This is a genomic window from Lactococcus sp. S-13 (assembly GCF_004210295.1).
Classification (GTDB): Bacteria; Bacillota; Bacilli; order Lactobacillales; family Streptococcaceae; genus Lactococcus.
Window position 1 is genome coordinate 41361 of the sequence record NZ_SDAK01000003.1, and the last position, 21925, is coordinate 63285.

Sequence of the window (21925 nt, forward strand, 5' to 3'; positions counted from 1 at the left end):
CTTAATACACCCCTCCAATAGTCCCTGGTTTTTTTTATAAAATTTGATATACTTGGTACATAAAAAATATGCTTGGAGGATAAATTAGTGACAAAAGCAATACTTATATCTGGTACTGAAAACACAGGAAAAACAACAGCAATTAATAATCTTTATGATTACTATACGTCAAAAGAGGGACGAAAAGCAAAGGTTTTATTTAAATTAACTGAGCGTACTGAGATATCTACAATTTTAGAATATGAAGTAAACAATGAAAAAAAATTAGTTGTTTTAATATCAATTGGAGATTCAAAAGATGACATCATAAATCAAAAAAATAATATAGTGGATGAATTAAAAAAACTATCAAAAGGAACAAAAGATGTAGATTATTGGATATTTACAAGTAGGACAAAAGGAAAAAATCGTTCAAGCGCAATATCAATAGCAGCTGACTTAGACCATGAATATACAGAATATCCAACTTTAAATGCTTATTACAATAAACCATCTTCTCCGTATACAAAATACAGCATATCTAAAATTAATTTAATAAATAGCTTATTTATTGATAACATCATTTCATCTGAGAAGTTATAATAAAACTCTACTTCCTAAAAATTCACAATTTTAAAATGGAAAAACACATCATATAGATGTGTTTTTCCATTTTAATTAATGATATTATAGATTTACTCTCTTAAAAATTAGAAAGGCAAAAAAGACTGCCCAAATGGGCAATCTTTTTAAATATTCATAAATATAATGAATCAAAAATCATATTGTACAGTAAAGTGTACTTCAGTATCTCGTATGAAAAATATGTAGGACTTTATTTTCTATGTCCATTTTAGAAGTGGCTTTACATAAAGGCTTACAGGACTTTTCATATTTTGAGATTATCGAAAAACTCAATGCCTAAAATACAAACAAAAGATTTTCAAAGTTTAATTGTAATCAATTTTGTATTGTTTTAAATTACTAAGTCTTAACAGACTACTAAATGGTTCTGTTCCAGTCAAAACAATTGCTCCATTATCTTTAATGATTCGCTTGTATTGTTTCCATAATTTATCAAAAGGAATGATCACATCCCAGGCACATTGAGTTGTACCATAAGGTAGGCCACAGAGAATCATATCAATTGATTTAGAAGGGATTCGTTTCATCCCCTCTAAACAATCTTCATTATATATTTTATTAATTTCCATATATCTCCTTAAATAAGATGTCTAGTATCTGTCGTAACTTATTCTTTTCTATTTGCTACTTCTTGAAATATTTTTTGAACAGCTTCAGCTAAATTTTCATCATAATCAACTGCCCAAATTTCTTCAATAAATGATGAACCACCATCTTTACTCTTTAACTTTAGAACAAAATAATCTCCCACCTCCGCTTCAGCTAAATTCACGTGTCCTTTAGTAGGCATATAAAAATCAATTTTTCCTCTAAAAGTTGAAAACTTTGCTTGTCCGAAGTATCCAGATTCTAAAGTGAAAAAGGTGGTAATTGCCATGTGACGTCCCCATTCTTTAAAATCCAAGCGTCCTAAACAAAAGATATTTTCCTGGATACTTGGATATTCCCAATACGGGAAACCAATTTCTTGCGTTTGTCTTAATGTTAATGCACGTCGAGAATTAAGAAAGTCCATCATGGATTCCTCTTTGGAATTATAATAATCTTTCTCATAAAAATGCTCTTTCAATCGACGAGTTTCAATTTCTTGCTCCAACATATCAAAGGGTTCTTTTTTATCTTCTGGCATGTGTTTGGTTCTCCTGTTCTTGTGATTCTTTCATTTCTTGATGATGTTCTTGGAAATTTTCAAGTTGGTCATATATTTCCAATTCATCAGTAATTTCTTTGTAAGCAACCTCTAATGTCCGTCGCTCTTGTTGTAATTGTTTGAGTTGTTCCAGAAGTTTTGGATTATCTTGATTGAATTTAACAGCTTCTGTTTGTGCAATTATCTTATTGTCCAATCGCTCAAGAGATAACTCTACATTTTCCATATTTGAAATGAATTCCTCTCCAAGATGTTTGAACGATTCCTGTCCGCTAATCCCGTGCTTGCTTAACAAGTTTTGAGCTTCAAAAAGATCATGAACATAATTTAAACCGTAGTTTTTCCTTTTAGGTAGGCGATCGTTTTCTTTTGAAAGTTGACCGATAATTTCTTTTCCTAAAATAATAGATGAGTAGTTTTGATTTTTATCATCTAAAAATTTGAACTTTGAAAAATTGTTGAGGTAAAGTTCTATATTTTCGCCATTTTTATCAAAATGTGAAGTAGCAATTTTTACTGTACCTTTACGATGTCCTGCTTCTACAAAAATTCTAATACCATCAGGGGTCTCAGATTCAATTTGCCAAGGTTCAATAGTTAATCGAATATCTGTGTTTTGTTTGTACCAGTTCTGCTGCTTTTGATATTCCGCATAAATTTCAGACTTACCAAAAACAATCGAATGATTCTGTGCGTTTTTTTCACAGCGTTTCACTATTTCTTCTTGTGAGAAAATCCTTTTTTCTGGGTGGTTTTCCATCCTTTTTTTATCCGCTTTTGAGATTAAGCTGCTATCTCGAATCGGACGTTCTTGTTCAAAATCAGTTAACCGATAAGTCGTGTACTTACCAGATGTATCAACTTCAATGTTAAGTAATTTTGCTTTTTGAAGAAAATCAGAGAGACTTAGAGAATGCTTTAAAAGAAACTTTAAACGTTGTTTGAGTTCAGGGCGAATTGGATTTTCTGACAGGTATTTTTGATAGTTACGGTGATAGTTTTGGTAGGGTCTAGTATTTTCTAAAATCGCACCATGTTTTTCAGCAATCTTATCAGAGAGTTCACGTGCTAACTGAAGTGTGTCTTTTTGCCATCTATAATTTCTAAAATCAGTGCTTGAAGTCGCGTTAAAAATGATATGGTTGTGAATGTGGTCTTTATCAATGTGAGTCCCAATAATGTATTCATGGCTACCGCCAGTAAGCTCCTCTATCCATTCACGACCAATCTGATGAATTTCTTCTGCAGATAAACCATCCTCCGGACGAAATGATTGAACTAAGTGATGAGCTAAAACTTGTTTGTTTTGTCGTCCAATCATTTTTCGAGCCAATATTCTGGTATAGTTCATTTCAACATCCGCATAGTTGAGATTAGAAATATGATAACCACTGGTTAAAATTTGCTCATCAGTTTTATCAGGATTTAAAATATATTTAACAGCACTTTTTAGTGCTTTTTCTGAACGAATTTGTTTAGGTTCTGGTACAACAACCATTATCAGTCCACCCCCAATTGTCTGAGTTTTTCATTAAAACTGTCGACCACGTTTCTTTCAAAATGTTCAATTTGGTCTTTCATACTATTAACTTCCTCTTGTAAAAGGTAGAGATCCATTGCATCAATTTCTTTGCTTTCATTCACATGTTTGGTCACTTGGTTAATATTATTCCCAATACGATTGAATTCATTTCTCAACGAACCGATATCGCCTAATGCACCACGTAATTCTGAAAAGTCCACATTGATAATAATCCCCTCTAAGCCCATTTTTAATAAATAACTTCCTAGAGTTTGGTACCCAGCTTGTAGCTTATTTCGTTCCAGTTGTGCTTTCTCATCTGAAGTTGCCATAAAATGTACGTGCTTATTTCTGAAACGTTCTGCATCGTTCATTAGTAAATGCTCCAATCTATAATATTTAAATTCTTAAAAAATTAAATAAAAAACAATGTCGGGCTACGCCCTCCCAGACCCAACCCTTTAGGGAGAGCTTTGCTCTCGCGGGCATAGCAAGTGTGTTCACACTTGCAAAAAAACAAAAAGGTCAGAATAGGTCAAATGTTCCACTTTGAACATTTTCCTATCCTGCCTTTTATGCTGATTTGGGGAGTTTCCCCAAGCCCCTAATTTTTTATTTTGTTTATTTTTCAAATAATTATTTGCGCTTTATTGCGCACGAGTGATGTAAAATTGTGACGCAATTTTTTTCCATGCTTCAAATTCTTCACTTTCCATTATCTGCAGACTATTTTCAATTTCTGTCAGTTCCCAAAATTCATCTTCACTAATAAAAGGTTCAATTTCTGTTAGAAATTGCTTAAACCTTTTTGACGCTTTAGCATGACTGAGTTTGCCATGTTTCTTCATCATTAAAGAAATTCCATAGGCTATATTAACTGTATCTTCTTCCATTTCTAAGATAACCTCCTTACTTAGATTTTTCCATTTCAGCTTTTAATGCTGCAAGTTCACTTGCTTTTTTGTCACTTTTTAAATCTGTGGGGCTTGATGAGGTTCCACCCCCAGTGCTTTTTTTGAGGTATCAACCGCCTCTCCAAGTTCAGCTTCCTTATTTTTGGCAGCATCCATTTTTTCTTTCAATGTCAATTTTCTATTTTTATCAATAGGGGTCATTTGTTCATAATTTTTAACAACCTTTGGCTTCAGCTGTTTATCAAAGTTTTGTCCTAAAGTTTTTGAAATTTCTTGAATTCGATTTAAAAGACTTGAAAGATGTTCTTGAGATAATGAAACTTCTTTTATTGAAGGTGGAGGTGTTTCTAGTCCTTGCCTACGAAGTAAAAGATAAGTGGTTGCTTCGATTTTCAATTTTTCAATTTCAGGAGTTTCTGAAATTTCAGGATTATTTTGATAGACCAACTCTTGAACAAGGGCTTTTAATGCTTCCTTTGGAGTCAGCCCTTTTTGAATATAGATTTCTTTTTGAGAAGACTTTAACCAAGAATGTTCAAAAGAAATTTCTCGACCTTCTTGCAAGACAGGTTTTTCTGTAAAGCGAATCGAATGAGTTGAAAGTAGGGCAAGATTTTGAAAAATTTCTAACGCTCGTTCACGTGGGATTTCATCAACAATTGACGGTTTTAAACTTGGCCCTACGGTTTGACTTTCGTCGAAAACTGAAACCACACTTTCAGTTACTTTCTCAATCTTTGGTTCGCCCTTATCATTTAAGATGACTTTTCCAGATTCGTCACGTTCGAGCTGAGGGTTAGGTAAAATGATTTTTAAAGCTTTACTCTTAGCTTTTATCTTTCTTTTTTTGATATCAGACCATGTTGTAAAATCAGCAACTTGACTCACATTAGGATTTTGAGCAATTAACAAACGGATATTTTTTTCGGTTTGTTCTGGCATAAATGTCATTACCTTTAGTAATTGATGAAAATGTTTATCCTCTTGATATTTTTTCAAGTCGTCTGATAAATAGTGATGAAGTTTATTAATTTCTCTTTTTTGTAAAAGGGTTGATAAATCATTTACTGTGTCAGAAACTTTTGGACTAATTCGAGCATCAGGAGTCTTTGGGTTTTTAGGAAATTTCCCTCCATTTTTTGCTTGTCTCAATTTACGAATTTCTTCTAATGTAGGCCGAGAGAGTTGTTCACTAGGCACATTAATAGAGAGGATAAAACGGCTGTTTTTTATCGTTTTATCATCGCTGTTTTTTGCTTCTTCAAACTTTGATTTTTTTTGTTCAAGAGTCAAAATACTTACTGCCTCTAAAGAAAGTCGCCCCGCACGGTCAGTTTCTAACTTTGAGAAGTCAGTTAAATTGAGTAATTCATAAATTTTAGAAATCGTATATGGCTTACCTTTGCTATTAATACGAGAGATTGTTTGCTTTACAAATTTCGATGTTGCGCTGGTTGGATTTGCATGGATAGGAGCGGCTTTTGGGGGAGAATATTTAGAAACTATATCTTCTATTTTTTCTATTTCTGATTGACTTTTAGGACGAGGAATCATGTTTTTTTGCATTTTTAATTCATCGTTCCAGTCAGCTTTTTCTTGCCCCTCCACAAGTGGTGGAAGGTCAGTTTCAATTTTTTTAAGAACATCAGGATAGGAATTTTTGAATTTTTCAATAAATTCATGCCCCGCTTTATCGTTATCAAATGCGAAAATAAAGCGACCTGCCTGTGGCTCACTTAACGTGATGAAGCTATGATAATTTTTTCTCAGAAAATCATCAGGGCTATCGATTAAACGTTGCACAAGCGCTTCTTTATGATGATATTTTTCATTATTAACTAGCGGAGAAGAGACAATCGTTTCTGCCATTGCCCGCCAGTAGGCGTCAGGTTTGTATCCGTCATTTGCGACTAATACAACATCTTTAAGTGTCCCTTTATGGAGTTCATAGTAGGACATTAAATCTATTGGGGCTTCAAGAGGAATGACGGATTTGGGTGTTCCAATGGTTACTTTAAGACCACTATAACTTCCAGAATTGAGTAAGGCTTTTTTCAATATTCCACTCTTATGTTTATGACCAGGTATTTCTGGGTGTGGTTCTAAACCATGAACACTTCCGCCAATAATTTTTCCTTCTAAATCAAAAGTTTTAAAGAAGATGACAGTCTCATAAAAGTATTCTCCATTTTCAAGTTCAGTTCTATATTTCCCTTGACTGATGACACCTTTTTCTAAAAAGAAGTCAATCGTTTCATCAGATAAGCCACGTTTTTCTTTAAGAAAAACTCGACCTAAATCGAAATTATCATCTTCATCATAGAAGAAATGAAAAGGTTGTTTTTTAGGATTATCAATCGGCTCAAATGTTCCGATTTCCATTTTTGCGAGACTGACAATACTTCGCTTGGCATATTTTTTGGCTTCTTCATGAGAAGTTGCTCCGTATTTTAAAACTGAAACAAGGTCAATGACTCCACCACCAAAACCTTTACCATTCCAGTAAAATTGATTGGTTTGTCCATTGAGTTTAAAAGATTCATGCCCCTGCCACTTTCCACTAAATTCTTTGCCTTCTTTCTCCAACTCCATTCCAAAAGATTGAGCAACTTCTAAAATGGCCTTGCTATTTGCGACATCTGTCAGTTTCTGTCTTTGAGAATTATTATCATATTTCATTTTTTACCTCATAATAAAAAAGACATGAACGCTCATGCCCTATCTCGTTAATTCCTGTGTTTTTTCCTGCTCTTGTTCTTGCACATTTTGATTAGGATTTAATTCAGAACGTAAATCATTCAATCGTTCTTTAGAATGTTGATATTCTTCTTCTTTGGGAAATTCCATATTTTGATTTTTTAATATCCCAGAAATTGAGGAATTTAATCGTTTGACTTCTTCTTCGGTCTGCAGTAAATCACGAGTTAGACCACTTTCAAAAAAATTATCAATTTTAGAAAAAATTCCTAAGGGTTTATCAGGACTGACTAACAATGAGTATTGCGCTTCATTTTTTAAGATTATTTTTTCATCTATTGACTCGCCTATTATCGTTAATCTTTCTGTTTTAGGAACATAAAGCACTTCAAATCCCCTATAATCGGCAATTTTAATCAATGTTGTTTCTTTATCTACCCGGCTCTGTAATGAATGATTTTGAATTTGACGAGCTAAAAATTCAGCGACATCTGTTTTTTTATCAGTATCATTAAAGTGTCGAGTGGTTTCTTTATAATAAATATCAATACTAAATGGAGTCTCTTTTGTTTCTTCAAGGGCTTTTAAGTCATTCTTGACTGCAGTTATTCGCTGCTCAAAACGTGGTAATTGTTCTTGTGCTGTTTTAACACGCTTTAAGTCAGTAATTTTACTATCAAAGAAACGAGTTCTTGAACGTTCTAATTCTTGGAATTTTTGTTCAAGTTGCATGTACTCTTGTTTAAGTGGATTCCCTTCCGCAATCGTTTTGTATTTCCCCATGTTAATCTGAGTGTCTCCGATTTCTTCCATCTCACGAACGTCAGATTGACCACTCATGATTTGATTGATCACTTTGGCTTTGTTTTCCTGAGTTTGCCATAAGAAAGCATCCATAGAGCCTTTAGTGATATAGTAATGAACGGATACATTAGGGTTTTCATTTCCTTGTCGAATTAATCTTCCGTTACGCTGCGTAATATCTGAGGGACGCCAAGGAACATCAAGATGATGAACTGCAATCATTTTATCTTGTACGTTAAGCCCAGTCCCTGCTTTGCTCGTACTTCCAATTAAAACACGTATTTTACCAACACGCATATCACGCATCATTGCTTCTTTATTTTTTTCAGTTGCCTCATGAATGAATCGTACTTCTGATTCTGGAACGCCTTTAGCAACAAGCATTCGTTTTATTTCATCATAAGCTGAAAACATATTGATACTGTCATCGCTATTTTTAGGTTGACTATTACGATATTTGACAGGAACGGAAAGGTCAGAAAATATCATTTGAGTAGATTTTTTATCATCATTTTCGGTATAAATTCTAAAAACTTCATCAACTACCTGGGTTAACTTATCAGAATCAAAAGCGCTATAGCGTTTATCGTCGAGCGCCCGCATATCAAGCGTTAATTTACGGTTTTCTCCAACAATTTTAAGCATGTTGTCCTCTTTTGGTTCAACTACACCTGCCTCAATGGCTTTAGCTCTGTTTATTAAATACTCGATATAACGTGCCTGCTCTCCAGTCACATTAGTTTCATGTGCTACCATTTCTGCGTGAGGAACAGGTAAATCAAGCATTTCTTGAGTTTGTATATCCCATGTTTCACGGAACATATTCATCAATTCAGGGACGTTCCCAAACTTCGTGAATCTTCGATTGACTTTAAATGTGCCAGAGGCAGTCAATTCAAAGTTATTTTCAATGATTCCAAAGCTTGATACCCAGCTATCAAAGTTGGCAACCCCATACTTTTCAAGGACATCAGGCTCAGTATATTTCATCATCGTATAAAGTTCTACAACAGAGTTTGACATCGGTGTTCCCGTAGAAAAAACAACACGTCGATTATCATAAAGGTTATGCATATATTCAATCTTCATCATTAAGTCCATAGACTTCTCAGCACGTGTATCAGATATTCCTTTTACATTTTCCAGCTGTGTGTAAGGTGCTAGGTTTTTATAACCATGCGCTTCATCGACATAAAGCATATCAATACCTAATTCTTCAAATGTAATAAAAGAATCTGTATCTGTTTTTTGAAGTTTTTCTAAGCGAGTTTTGAGAGCTTCGATCGTTTTCTCAGCTTTTTTAACTGTATATGAACCTTCATCCGCTTGTTCAATCATTGAGCGAGCTTCATAAAGCTGTTCCTTGATATAGTTTTCCTGATAGGCTTTACTCATTCCAATCTTACCGAATTGTGAATCCGCAATAATAATCGCATGATATTTTCCTGTTGCAATACGACTAACAAATCTTTTGCGTCCTGCTTTAGTGAAGTCTTCTGGCTGAGCGACAAGTACTTTACTTTCAGGAAAATATTTATAAATCTCACGTGCAAATTGATTAATTAAAGGCTTAGGAATTACAAAGAGTGCATTATGTACCATCCCAAGCTCTTGAAGTTTCATATTTGAGGCAAGCATGGTCAAGGTTTTACCTGAACCTACTTCATGTGCATAACCTGCTCGTAACTCTTGAACAGTACGCATTATTGCATTATTTTGATGTGGTCGAGGTTGAAACTGTTTTGCCAATCCATTAATCGTAAGTCCACTTCCATCATAGGTTTTGACCACGTAACGATTGAATTGCTCATTATAAATATCTACAATCGTTTCTTGGGCTTCTAAATTTTGTTCAACCCATTGTTTAAAGCGTTCAATCAAGGCTTCGCTTTTCTCCTCAAGAACAGCAGTTGCTACCTGATCTAAAATTCTTTTTCTGCCAGAAGGGTCCTCTGGGTCAGGCATATAAATTTTACCAGGCTTTTGATTAAGCAGAACATTGGCGAGTTTTTGTCCATCAAATCCTTTGTGACCATAGGTATTCGTAATCGCAAACCTATGAAGGGAGGCAAAATTGACATCATAACTATCTGAGGCATTATCATAGACTACAGATACTTTGGTTTCCATGACTTCACTTAAAAAGTCTTGATAAAGTGAGGTTGGAATAAAACGAGAACCAAATTTGTAAGTGATGTCAGATAAAGGTAAATCTTTAGGGACCACTTCTTCAAGTGCATCAATATTCTCAAACCAGTTTCTTTCTTCAACTTGAAAGGCTTGATTATTTCTTGCTTCGAGCAACTTCGTTTTAACATCTCCAGAGAGATAATCTTCTTTGGTTTGATAGATTCCATCGCCAATATAAAAAAGCCTGTCTCCAAGCTCATCAATGATTTCTTCTTTAGTATGGCCATAAATAGATTCCATATATTCAAAATCGAGTTTTCCTCGATGATTGAGGGAAGCTAAGAGCGCATCTGAGGCATTATTAACGACAAGGCTTGTAGGTTGAGGTTGAATTGTTGGCTCATAAAAGACCGTTCCTTTCACTATTTTAGGCTCTTTTGTGAGTTCATCTTCAGTTTCCTCTTCAATTGAGGCTAAAAACTCATAATAATCATCTGTCCTCATTAACAAGCTATTTGCCTGATTTGAAATAGGACCAAATTTATCAACGAATTTATCATATTGAGCATTCAATCTCAATCGTAAATTTTCATATTCGCCTTGGTCATAATCAGGAAGATGTTGAATATTGAGGAGTTCTTGCAAAGTATGTCTCATCTCAATCATTTGGCGCATGGCTTGAACATCTTTGGTCGAGTAATCAACTTTATAGCGGTATTGTGTACTTATAACCTCTTCAATAATTAAACGGTTTTGAAGGTCTCCTTTAACGTATTGGTAACGTTTATCTGAATCAGTAATCTCATGCTCTCCATTGGCTAATCGGTCAAGGATTTCACGAGGAATTTCTGGTAGAGGAACGCCATTAAGTGACTCAGTAACTATAAAATTATTCCAGGTATCTAAGTAGCCTTTAGTGTTAAAAACCTCTTTAAATTTAGGAGTGGTTTCAAAAATCTTTGATTTGTTATTCTCATATCGAGAAAGCTGATTTTTTCTGGTTTCGTTCCTGTTCAACGTCACGCTAGAAGATTTTTGATGAGGGGTAACGCTCTTACCATCAAAATAATAAGGCTTGTTTTTATAAATAAAGAGCGTATAAGGTTCAGCTTGTGCAATGATTTCTTGGGGCACATCTGATTCAATTTGAAGTGCTTCTTCAAAAACGCTTGCCTCATGTTCGCCATAATAAGCTGCCTCTGCTTGCTGAGAAAAGGCTTCAGAAATCTTATCATAAAGCTGTTCTTGCTCAAAATCACGAACAACTGAAAGCATTCCTCGATTAAAGGTCTCTATTTTGATTTGACCTAACAAATATTGAGGGTTTTCCATAAAATAGTGATTGACATTGATTTGATTGTCCTTACCGTCTTTTTGAAGCTCTGTTTTTATCCAGTTGGGGTGAGGGTCTGGAGTGCTTGTCTTTTGAAAAATTAAAAGGTCAGAACTAACATCTGTCCCTGCAATCGACTTAAATGTTCCATTAGGCAGTCGAACTGCAGAAACTAGATTTGCAGTTTTTGAGAGTTCTTCACGAAAACGACTGTCTTTCTTATCCATTGTTCCTGTAGAGGTAATAATGGCAACTAAGCCCCCCTCATGGACTAAATCAAGCGATTTCTTAATGAAATAATCGTGAATCGGATAAACCTTATCATATTGCTCGTCGGCTAAACGAATGACTTCACTAAAAGGGACATTGGTAATAACTAAATCTAGCCCATCATTAGCAAAGTTCGTCGATTCAAAGCCTTTAATTTGAATGTCTGATTTTTGGTGCAATTGTTGAGCAATTTCGCCAGTAATATTGTCAATTTCTACTCCATAGAGGCTAGAATTTTCTTTCATTTCTCCTGGCATCGCAGCAAAAAAGTTTCCTGTTCCCATTGAGGGGTCTAGAATTCTACCGCCTTCAAAGCCAAGCGTTTGAAGTTGAGCGTAAATTGTTTGAATTACTTTAGGGTCAGTATAAAATGCAGTCAGACTTGATTTACGCATTTCTGCGTACTCATCTTTTGAAACTAAGGCTTTAAGTTCATTGCGTTGGTTTTCAAATCTAGGGTTACTTTCATCAAATATCGTATCAGCTAAACCACCCCAACCGACGTATTTTCCTAAGATTTGTTGTTGCTCAGGTGTAGCCAGTTGCCCCTTTAATTCTTTGGTTAATTTTATAGCAGCAAGGTTGGCATTTACCTTTTCAGTAGGCGTCTTAGGGTAGAACTCATTTGAATTTTTAGGAAACTCGAAATCTATTAATGGTTTATCGCTTAATTGTGGGTCCACTTCTAATTGAGGTTTAGCTTCATAAGGGATTTCCATTACTTCACTTAATCTCTGACGCAGTATATCCCGTTGTTCTACAGTCCATTTATCAAGGAATGTCTCATCAGGAATAAACTGACCAGATTGTAAATCAAGATTCACAAGCCCTTTTCTACTTTCCTCTATCATTTGATCGAGTTTTAAGCGTTGTAGCCCGCCTGACCAATCGAACAATATTTGAGGTTTGCGTTGTTCAATTTCGTTAAGCATTTCAGATAAAATCTCACCAGCTTGATAAAGTTGGCTATCCGTGGGTATTTTTTCGTGGGGGAAAGTTGTTTCTGCTTCCTCAAAACTAGAAGTATCTTCCGCCCTCTGAGGAGTTTGAGTAGAAGCAGTCTGGTTTTCTTCTGTGAATGCCACATCTTCAATATCATCAAACAGAGAGATTTCTTTCACTTCTTTTAAATTATTTCTTCGAATCTCCTCTTGTCTCAGTTCTGCCCAACGATTAAATGAACCACGAGAGTATCCATTTCCCTCATTACCAATCATTTTTCCATAGCTATCAATGATTTGTTCTTGAAGTTCTTCATCAGATAACTGGGTAATCTCATTGATTGTATTTTCAGGGTTATTTTCTAAGTCTGTCTCAATGGAGTCTGGGGAATCAAAAAGGTCAATTTCCCCATTTTCAGCTGCAGCTTCTTGTAAATCTTTTTCTTCAATGATTTGTGGCCAACGTAATTCAGCAAAGTTGACTATAGCCTCATCAAGTAACCATTCTTGATAATCATTAATTTTATTGCCGGTTAAATATAAACTATCCTGGACAAATTGTGAGACTCTCTCAGCAATATTGCTCCACGAAAGGGTCAACTCAATCGGTTCTTTTATTTTCAAACCTTTGCTATCATAATCATAAGATAGTTCTTTGCTGCTATATCCGCCAGTTCCGTATTCTTTAGCAAGAAATGCGGAGGCATATTTTTCAAAGCCTGATTCTTGTGGAAGACGTTGTTCAAAATAGTGCTGGATGCGAAAACTACCTTCTGCAATATTGGAACTTCTTAATAATACTTTTTCGATTACTTCTTCTTGGTCATAAGCTATTTCAGAGGGCTCTAGCTCAAATTTTGTAAATAATTCGTCTTTTTCAGCCTCTTTTTGAACTTCAAAATTTATAGTTTCGAGAGCTTGGTCAAAAGTCTTAAAAATACGTGACCGAATTGGCGTACTCATAGGGTCAGTAGAATAAGCCTCAACATCTGTGGACGCCCAGAAAACAACTTTTGAATCATCATTTGTGCCTTGTTCACGTCCAATGTAGTTATAGCCTAGTTGAACTGCTCCTTGTGTGGTTTTAAAATCAAATGTATCATAAGCACCCGATACATTTTGTCCTTTTAATTTCAGGTCTTGAAAGTGCATGTAAGAATCGTAAAGTTGCGTATACCCACGTTCAACGATCTGATTATACTCTTCAATATTTTTAACAATTTCTTGAAAGGATTCCAATCTTTCGGTTTGAGTATCCTTTTCTTCAAGCATTGTGTCAGACTTTGAGACTTCTTCTGTTTTAAGTGTCACTGTGTCTTGTAGATATTCATAAATCTGTTTCCCAATGACACGTGGAAAATCAATCGGTTGATGATTGAGTAAAAAATTAAACAACGCTTTATTATCAGAGTGATGTTCTAAGAGGTAAGCCCCTATAGAATCATTAAAGGAGGACTCAAAAGCTCTATAAGTATTTACTTTTGCCGAATCTCTTAGATTGTTATCTGAAGCTAAAGTATCTCTCATTTGCTCTACAAGTGCTACCAATTCCTCGTCGGTAGTCTCGGAAGGGAAATCGGGATAAAACGTAGGAATGATTTCTTTCATTGCCCAGATTTGCTCAGGATTAAAACTGGGAAAATCATTGCTAGAATCTTGTTCAATTTCTGAAATATTTTCTAAAGCAACTGTTTCTTTTTTATCAATATCATCATTTATAACATTAAAGTCAACATCTGCAGTAATTTCGTCAATTGATTCATTGAGAGTCGCTTGATTTAACATTAAATCATCAGTCAGACTAGAAACTTGTTCGTATCGCTCATTAATTAACTTGGTCAATTGGCGAGAAAAACTGTTAGCGAGGGAAAAAGTTCGTAAGAGATTATCTTCAGCATTTAATTGCTTAAAAGACTCTAAAATATGATTAGAAAAATCTTCATGACCTACACCCGTATCTAAATAAGCTCCAAACTCTTCAAAAATATTATACTGTGCAATAGAGAGGGCTACAGAACGTTGACGGTCGGAATAGCCAGATAGATTGGGGACTGTCTTCTCAATATAATCTTTAATGAACATTGTTGAACTATCTAAAAACTCATCTTCATCTCTATTTCCAAGAAGATAATCATGACCTGAAATGTCTGCGAGTGAGTTAACTAACACTCGATTTGAAAGAAGTGTACTTTTGATTTCAAAAGGGTTAATCAAAGTGGTTTGTGCTAGATCAAATAAAACCTCTTGTACTCGACCGTTGGAATCCCAAAGTCGAACACTTGCTTTTTGACCAAATTGCACACTTGATTCATTCGTTAAATCCTTCCAGAAATCAAAAGAACCCAGAATACAAGCTTCAGGGTTCTGAATATATATTGAAATCACCTCATTGATAGGGCGCAGATGATGATAACGATTAAATCTGAGGAAATCAAGTTGTTCCTCTTTACTTAATTTTGTAAATTCTGCGATAAATTGTTGTTGGGCTTTGACCACTTCGTCTCGGTTCATCGTTTACCTCATTTCTTTAAATTTTTATTAGCCCTCAACTTGTAAAGGCTCTTGTATTGGTTGTTTTCCATCCAATTGAGCAAGTCCGCTACGATACCATTGGTTTAAATACTGACGACGAAGGTCAATCCGCTTTTCAATCTCGTCTTTTTTATCTTGCTCCATTTGAATGATTGCATTATTTTTTTCAGTGGTTAACTTTTCAGCATATTCTGATGAAATTCTAGTTTCTTTTTCCTCGAACTTTTGCCGTTCTTGCTCAATCGCTTCTTTCTTTTGAGTCTCAACTTCTTCTTGTACTTTCTTCAAGATTCCATCTTTTTTCATTTCAAATTCAAGAGCAACTTCATGCTCGATTTTAGGACGAATATTCCAACCTTCTTTAAGAGAAAAAAGTTTAGAAAACTCACTTGGTAAGTCTTCTAAGACTTTTTCATCCAAGACCTCAAGTGAGAGGGGGACTTCTTTAGCAGCTGTCGCTTTAAACCCACTTAAGCTATTTCCGCAAGATGAACAAAATCTTGCCCCCTCAACATTTTTAAAACCACATTGAGCACATTGTCCCTCTTCCTCATTTGAACTTGATTCTTTTGAGGGTTCGTCAAAAGTATTAACATGTTCGTTGTTTTCAGTATTAGTTGAGATAATAGGTCTAGAAATAGATTTTGCGAGTTCTTTATACTCGCTTTCTTCCTTATCTTCTGCAGATGATTGATTAATTTGTTTCCGAAGACGCTCAATTTCAGCATCTTTTTCCGCAATCAAAGTATCAGGAAAAGGTCTTAGTTTTTGTTGGGAATCATCGATTTGTTCCTTGTTGACCTCATCTTGAATATTTTCCTCAACTGGCACTTTTTCTACTTCTTCATTTTCCGTAATTTCCTTATTAGAAATCTCAACCTCAAATGGTCTGATGTTAATGGCATGTGGTTTATTTGAATTAAAGTTGTCAAGTAAAGCATAGAAATCTGTAGAGACAGGCATTGGTAGTTCAAGCGTTAGCCCATAAATTGTTTGCTTTTCATTCTTTTTAAAAACGTTGAATGCTGCCTCACGTTCATCACGTAACAACAGCTGGTTAATGCTTTCAATTGTTACCACAAAATCGTCAAAGGCTTTATTTACTTCAATTCCTTGTTTTTCGCTATCGGTAAGACCTAAATTGTCTGATACCTCGTAACTTACTTTTTTAGATGATTTAAGATTATTCCAAAACATATTATTCTCCTTCGTAGTTTATTGGCTTGTTGTTGATATTTATTTCACTATTGCCTTGATTCAACTCCTTAAGTAGCTCTACAGCTTCAAGTGGAGATAAATTAAGTTTTTTAAATTCTTTAAATAAATTGGCGGCTTCCATAGGGGTCGCATTTTGTTCTTTGAGCGCAGAATGTAATTCTTGTGATTCTAAATCTTCGATTTGTTTTTCAATATCTGTAAATTGCTTCGTTAATTTGTCTAGCTCTTTCTTTTTTTTATCTTTTTTTTCTGAAATTACATTTTGTTTAACTCGTAATTCAGCAATTTTTTTTTCGAGTTCCATTATTTCTCCTTTTTTTTTAATTAAAATTACTACATAAAAAAAAGAACTTGATAAAGTTCTTTTTGTATTTAATCATTTACCCTTTAAAATTAGTTGATACTCAATGTCCTTAAACAATCGCAAATATCTCCTATTTGAAAATGTGTGAATTTGTAGAACTGCATAGACCATTGCGAGAGCCCCAACAATAAGGACAGTGAATGTAGAAATTATCTCAAATGAACCTGAAACTAAATCATTTGATGATAAAAATATACTGTTTAAAACGTCTAGTGTTTCTATATTATTAGGCAGTGTTGCGATTACGGCATTTGATACACTCGCAATTAATTGCCCCCCTATAAATATTACTATAGTTAAAATACCACCAACTGCCCATTGTGCAACTCGTCTTGCATTTTTAATTGAAGTTTCTGTCTCATTAATCAAATGTTTAATATACGTAAGATTCACATTTGTTCTATCAATTATCTCTTCTGCAAGTTTTATTTCTTTATACATTATATTACTTATTTTATTAATATAAAATCTATAGAATAACCAAATAGCGCCCAAAATAAACAAAGGGAAAATAGAGGTTTGAGAAGATGCATCCTGTAAATTAGTAAAAAAAAGCAAGGTACTTGATAATAATAATATCCATAGTAATGCTTGTCCTATTTTTTCTCCCCACCAATTATAATCAAATTCCTTAGAGATACTATTGGCAATTGAAATAATCATTCTATATTGAGCACTCATTATTAACCTCTTCCCATTTAACGTAAATTAATAAATGTATTATACTAATATTTATCAATTTAGTAAAGCACTTGTAATAATAGAAGGATTATTTTTGAGATAAAATTTCGCTCTATTATTTGCTTTGTGCTTTACTAATTAATTCAAGAGTATTTATCTTATTATCTACTATAGTAATCTCATATTTTGCTACTATCTTATAGCCTTTTGATTCATAGATTGGGGTTTCAGAATAATAAAGTTCTACATAATATTGACCTGAAACGTTCGCATTTAAATAAAGGTTACTTTCTAGGTATTTTCGAGCAACGAGCTGTGTTGAATTTGAAGTATCAATCTGTTTTGTCTTTTCATATTTACTTAAAAGACTTTTAAGTTCATTACTATCTTGCACAATATAGTTTGCTTGATAAGCAGCTTCTGTCATTGATTCTTTTAATAACTTAGCTCGATTATCAATTGAGTCATTGTCAAGTTTTACAGTAGAGAAGTCTTCCAAAAACTGAGTTAACAATTCCTTTTCACTTTTATGTTTGTTTGATTCTTCTGAATTGCTTTTTGAACCAGAGGAATTATTTTGAGAACTTGATTTTTGGGTATCATGTCGTTCTTTACTGATACTAATTGATTGGGACTGACTCGCTTTATTTGTAGCAACCTGTTTATTGATTTTTCCTACCGCAAATATTCCGATAAGAACCAAAACAATGAAAACACCGGTCGCAATCAGAACAAAGAGGCTAACATTTTTTTTATTAATCATCTAAACTTTCTTTCTATTTTGGTGGGTGGATAACTGAGGCTACACCTGAATTATAGGTATAGGTCCACGTTCTAAGAGGGCTAGGGTTTTGGTCATAAATCAGTAGTTTATTTCCGCCAAGTATTTTTCCAACTACTGCAGTATGTCCATTTTCGGAGTCTGTATTCCATGTTCCCATGTTTGTGCCACGCTTAAAGTTGATAATATCTCCGACTTTGATATCCGAATACTTAGGGTTATTCACGACTGTCCAACCCCAACCTTTCCAATCATAATCAGAACCAATATCTGATGCCGCAGTTCCACCTCTAAGGATAATTTTTGAGTTAATTCCATGAGCATAGTAAGCAGAAACCGCATAACATTGTCCAGTTTGTCCACCAAATTCCCCCGTTATGACTTGCCCCATCATTTTATCAAGAGCGGCTAAACCACCTCCACCTCCATGGTCTGCTGGACCATATCCGCCAGGGGGTTCAGGTGTTCCACCGTGCTTACTAATATAATCATTGAACTTTTCTTCTATTTTAGCTCGCTCAACACCAGAATTAAGCGCAGTCCAGTAGACTGCCTCTCCGGGTTTTAAAGCACCTGCATGATAGGCTGCTGCTCTTAAATCACAAATATAGAGCGAACTATTGCCGTAACTATCAATTTGAGTACTTCTGAAATCAGCTACTGCCCGGCTATTATCCCAACTTGCTCCCTGATTAGGATCATTATCAAAAGCACCATATCCAAATATATTGGCTTTAGGGTAGTCATGAGCGACCCCTGCAGTACCAAATGAACTCTCCATTTGCCCGAAAGCAACTAATGTTCTAACATCAATTCCTGATTCTTGTTGAAGTTTGAGGAATTCTTTACCAGAGGCACGTTCATCTAAATTATTGAACCCCTCACTTTTGATAAAACCATCAATTTGCTCGGCTGTGATACCATAACGTTGAGCTAAAAATGAGGAATGATAAGCGTCTTCCCCGTCCCAGTTCTTAACATAGGTTACCCCTGTCAAAGCGGGATTACTTTGTTGCTGGCTGCCACTAATCAGATTAACGATGAATATTCCGCATATAAGCAAAAGAGCTCCAAGTGCAACTATTCCACCGCCTATCGCTAGAAACTTTAAAGCCAGTGCTTTGGGCGAAAGGACTTCTGAAGCCAATTTACTCAATTGTTTACCAACATTTGAAACAGATAAACCAGGAGTCTTTAAGGTGGGATTAATATATTTTGTTGTATCAACGACTTTACCAACTTCTCTTGTCGTCTCTTTAGCACGATTACCAAAAATACTGCTTTCACGTGCATTTTTCTCTACACCTGAACCAAACTTTTTTTGTTTCTTTGTAAAATTAAACCGTTTCTTAGCTTGATCAACAATTTCTTTACCTGAATCATAAGAACGTTTGGAATCATCTGTCCAGTTCGTTTGCTCATTACTATCTGCGAGTTCTCCTTTTGAACCTGACCCACTCGTGAGCGCAGAACTTTTTGATTTACGTTTGGCTTGTTTTTTTATGAAAGCTTTCTTAGACTCTTTTTTGGGTATCAGGGACTTATCTTTATCTTTATCTTTATTTTTATTAAATTTAGTAGGTTTAGAGCGATTTTCTGATTTCTCTTGCACCTTTTTTGAAGTCTTAGCTTTTCCTTTTTTAAAATTTTCTTTATCAGAATAATTATTTGTTGATTTAAAACTCCCCTGTTTCCATCGTCCACCAGAAGCCCCTTTTTTCAAGTTTTTAGTAGTTGAAGTAAGTTTGGGAACTTTATCTGAATGGTCTGAAACTGATACTTTCTTCGTTTTCACCGAGGATTGAATTGTCTCTTTGGCAGACTTTTTACTTTCATAAAGTCCCAAATCGTTAAATTCATAAGCCATAGACTAACTCGCTTTCTTTTTCTTTGCGTCCGTGTTTACAAGGTTGAAGAGCAGACTGTTCTTAGGAATAGGATTGTTGAAAGGCACAATTGTATCCCCTGCAATCACTAACCCTGCTCCTTTCTCTTCTTTTTTCAGATAGGTTTCTAACTTCTCAGTCAATTCAAACCGCTCTTTAATTGTTTTCAGCGCTTTCCCTTTTTGACGCAAAATCACAAAGTATTCTGAGTTAAAGAACATACTTTCGCCTTCAGGAGTCGCAAGAATTAAGTTAATATTTTGAGAAATACCAGTTACGGTTGCGCCATATTTACGCAACCGGGCCCACATATCCGCAAACATTTCACGAAGAATTGGTGGGGATGCTGGAGCAACAACGGTTTGCACTTCATCGGCGTAAACCCAAATTTTAACGCCTCGACGTCGAGCATCAATCACTCGGTTTTGAATTTGGTCGATAATCGCCATATAACCAAATTTTTTCATTTTCCCTTTAGCCAGCTGTTTCACATCATAAATGACCATTCGATTATTTAAATCGACGTTTGTTTCATGAGCGAAAATGTCATAGCTCCCTGTGATGTAAAGCGCAAGTTTAGACCACAAATCAGAAGCCTCTGCCTCTTTTATGGTTTCATCTTTACTAGAAGCATGCGATGTTTGCACTTGGTCTCCAAGGACACCATACCAATCCGTCAAAGTTGGTTTTTCAAATTTTTCAAATGTTTTAATCGTAATATCATCCACGATTGTTTCTTGAATTTCAGATAAGCCATTTCGAAGTAGATTACTAAACATGGCACTCAAAAGATCTGATTTAATAGCTACTGGGTCATCATCTTCGTCCATTTCATCCACGTGTTCAGGTAAGTCTAAAACGCTAATATGTGTTTTAGACTTCGGTGCTACTCTAACAATCTGGGCGTTGAGTTTTTTCCCAATTCCAACATATTCACTTTCTGGGTCAAGAATAATAAATTCATCGTCAGGGTTTTGATAAAAATCTGTCAAAATATTATATTTACAAGTCACAGATTTACCAGAACCTGAAACCCCAATGATCCATCCATTGGAGTTTTGTAAGGTTAATCCACGTCGATCAATCGAAATAATATTTTTAGATAAAAGGTTAATCCCAAAATATTTTCCGTGGCGATGCTGTAGTTCAACGGATGTCCAAGGGATATTGATCGCAATATTTGGAGTAATTAAACCACGTGTAAAGTTCTTAATTCCTTCAAGATAATTTTTCCCTAGAGGCAAGGTAGAAGTTAGACCTTGTTCTTGGAGATAACGTAAAGGTTCAAAGCGGACACTGTGTTTTTCTTGAAGTTCATAGACTTTATCAAGACTATCTGTCAATTCCTCACGACTTGAAGCATAAATATAGAGAACCATACTAGTTTCAAATTGTTTTGAACCCGTTTTTCTCATATATTGCCCTTGTTCGTCTAAATCTTCCCATGCCTCTTTTAACGCTGGAGATACGAATTCTTGCGAATAGCCTTCTGAAGAAGCTCGTTTTTGTTGGGGAAGGAGTGCCATTCCAACATTTGTTTTTTGATTTTTTACTTTTTTATTACTGTCCGCAAAGCTATAAGGAGTAGCATGGATTGTAAAAGCACCCTCTACCCCCATTTCGCAAATATCTTTGAGGAAAGTATCAGATAATTCATAAGGAAAATCTTCAACGTATAAAAGTTGTCCTACTTTTTCATCAAGTTGAACATAGGCTTGCTCAAATACCATTTCTTGTGGAGCGCACCAATCTTGAGTTCTTGTTAAAGCAGGAGGAAACGCTTTAGGTTGGGGTTTATGGGGACGTAAGATACTGTTCATCAATTGCAAGCGTTGTAAGCCATCTAATTCGTGCATTGTTACACCAATTTTATCTAACTCAGTTGTAAAGGCACCTTGTGAGCTCTCAAGTTTTGCCATCGCTCGACGTCGATCTGATTGTCGAGTAGCTAAACTAATATAGCGACTAATTCGATAATTGTTTTTTCCATCATCATATTTTGAAGCAATTAACTCATTTAATTCTTCTCGAATGCTATCTTCATCATCATAGCCTAAAGGGAAATGGTTTTCATTGAC

Annotated in this window: 14 protein-coding genes; 1 reads left to right on the forward strand and 13 read right to left on the reverse strand. The window is 35.0% G+C overall.

All coding sequences use genetic code 11. The annotated features are described in order from the left end of the window. The first annotated feature begins 87 nt into the window (after positions 1-87). Positions 88-582: a muramidase gene (locus tag EQJ87_RS11350; RefSeq protein WP_130124733.1), complete on the forward strand. Its 495-nt coding sequence runs from the start codon at positions 88-90 to the stop codon at positions 580-582. A 347-nt stretch (positions 583-929) separates the two neighbouring features. Here the strand turns inward: EQJ87_RS11350 and EQJ87_RS11355 are convergent, their stop codons facing one another. The 13 genes from EQJ87_RS11355 to EQJ87_RS11415 all read right to left on the reverse strand — a co-directional run. Then, positions 930-1193, reverse strand: a complete 264-nt coding sequence (locus EQJ87_RS11355; protein WP_370449786.1) for a hypothetical protein — start codon at positions 1191-1193, stop codon at positions 930-932. 38 nt (positions 1194-1231) lie between these two features. After that, complete coding sequence (locus EQJ87_RS11360) at positions 1232-1753, reverse strand: hypothetical protein (RefSeq protein WP_130124734.1); 522 nt, start codon at positions 1751-1753, stop codon at positions 1232-1234. Then, a complete protein-coding gene (locus EQJ87_RS11365) occupies positions 1740-3272 on the reverse strand; it encodes a relaxase/mobilization nuclease domain-containing protein (protein WP_130124735.1) in 1533 nt (510 codons plus the stop codon). Before EQJ87_RS11365 ends, EQJ87_RS11360 begins: the two co-directional genes overlap by 14 nt. 2 nt (positions 3273-3274) lie before the next feature. Beyond that, positions 3275-3670, reverse strand: a complete 396-nt coding sequence (locus EQJ87_RS11370) for a plasmid mobilization protein (RefSeq protein WP_130124736.1) — start codon at positions 3668-3670, stop codon at positions 3275-3277. 273 nt (positions 3671-3943) lie between these two features. Then, positions 3944-4189, reverse strand: coding sequence for a hypothetical protein (locus EQJ87_RS11375; protein WP_130124737.1), 246 nt, complete (start codon positions 4187-4189; stop codon positions 3944-3946). A gap of 78 nt (positions 4190-4267) precedes the next feature. Then, positions 4268-6889 carry a toprim domain-containing protein gene (locus EQJ87_RS11380; protein WP_130124738.1) on the reverse strand — a complete coding sequence of 874 codons (2622 nt, stop codon included), beginning with the start codon at positions 6887-6889 and terminating at the stop codon, positions 4268-4270. Positions 6890-6928: 39 nt separating this feature from the next. After that, the gene (locus tag EQJ87_RS11385) at positions 6929-14896 is read right to left on the reverse strand and encodes a helicase-related protein (protein ID WP_130124739.1); all 7968 of its coding nucleotides are present in this window, start codon (positions 14894-14896) and stop codon (positions 6929-6931) included. Positions 14897-14923: 27 nt separating this feature from the next. Further along, the gene (locus tag EQJ87_RS11390; protein ID WP_130124740.1) at positions 14924-16114 is read right to left on the reverse strand and encodes a zinc ribbon domain-containing protein; all 1191 of its coding nucleotides are present in this window, start codon (positions 16112-16114) and stop codon (positions 14924-14926) included. Position 16115: 1 nt separating this feature from the next. Beyond that, positions 16116-16439, reverse strand: a complete 324-nt coding sequence (locus tag EQJ87_RS11395; protein WP_130124741.1) for a hypothetical protein — start codon at positions 16437-16439, stop codon at positions 16116-16118. A 72-nt stretch (positions 16440-16511) separates the two neighbouring features. Then, positions 16512-17180, reverse strand: coding sequence for a hypothetical protein (locus tag EQJ87_RS11400; protein WP_130124742.1), 669 nt, complete (start codon positions 17178-17180; stop codon positions 16512-16514). Positions 17181-17295: 115 nt separating this feature from the next. Continuing rightward, the gene (locus EQJ87_RS11405) at positions 17296-17943 is read right to left on the reverse strand and encodes a hypothetical protein (RefSeq protein WP_130124743.1); all 648 of its coding nucleotides are present in this window, start codon (positions 17941-17943) and stop codon (positions 17296-17298) included. A 13-nt stretch (positions 17944-17956) separates the two neighbouring features. Beyond that, positions 17957-19828: a CHAP domain-containing protein gene (locus EQJ87_RS11410; RefSeq protein WP_130124744.1), complete on the reverse strand. Its 1872-nt coding sequence runs from the start codon at positions 19826-19828 to the stop codon at positions 17957-17959. A 3-nt stretch (positions 19829-19831) separates the two neighbouring features. Continuing rightward, positions 19832-21925, reverse strand: a 2094-nt coding sequence (locus EQJ87_RS11415) for a VirB4-like conjugal transfer ATPase, CD1110 family (protein ID WP_130124745.1), incomplete at its 5' end; no start/stop codon positions are given.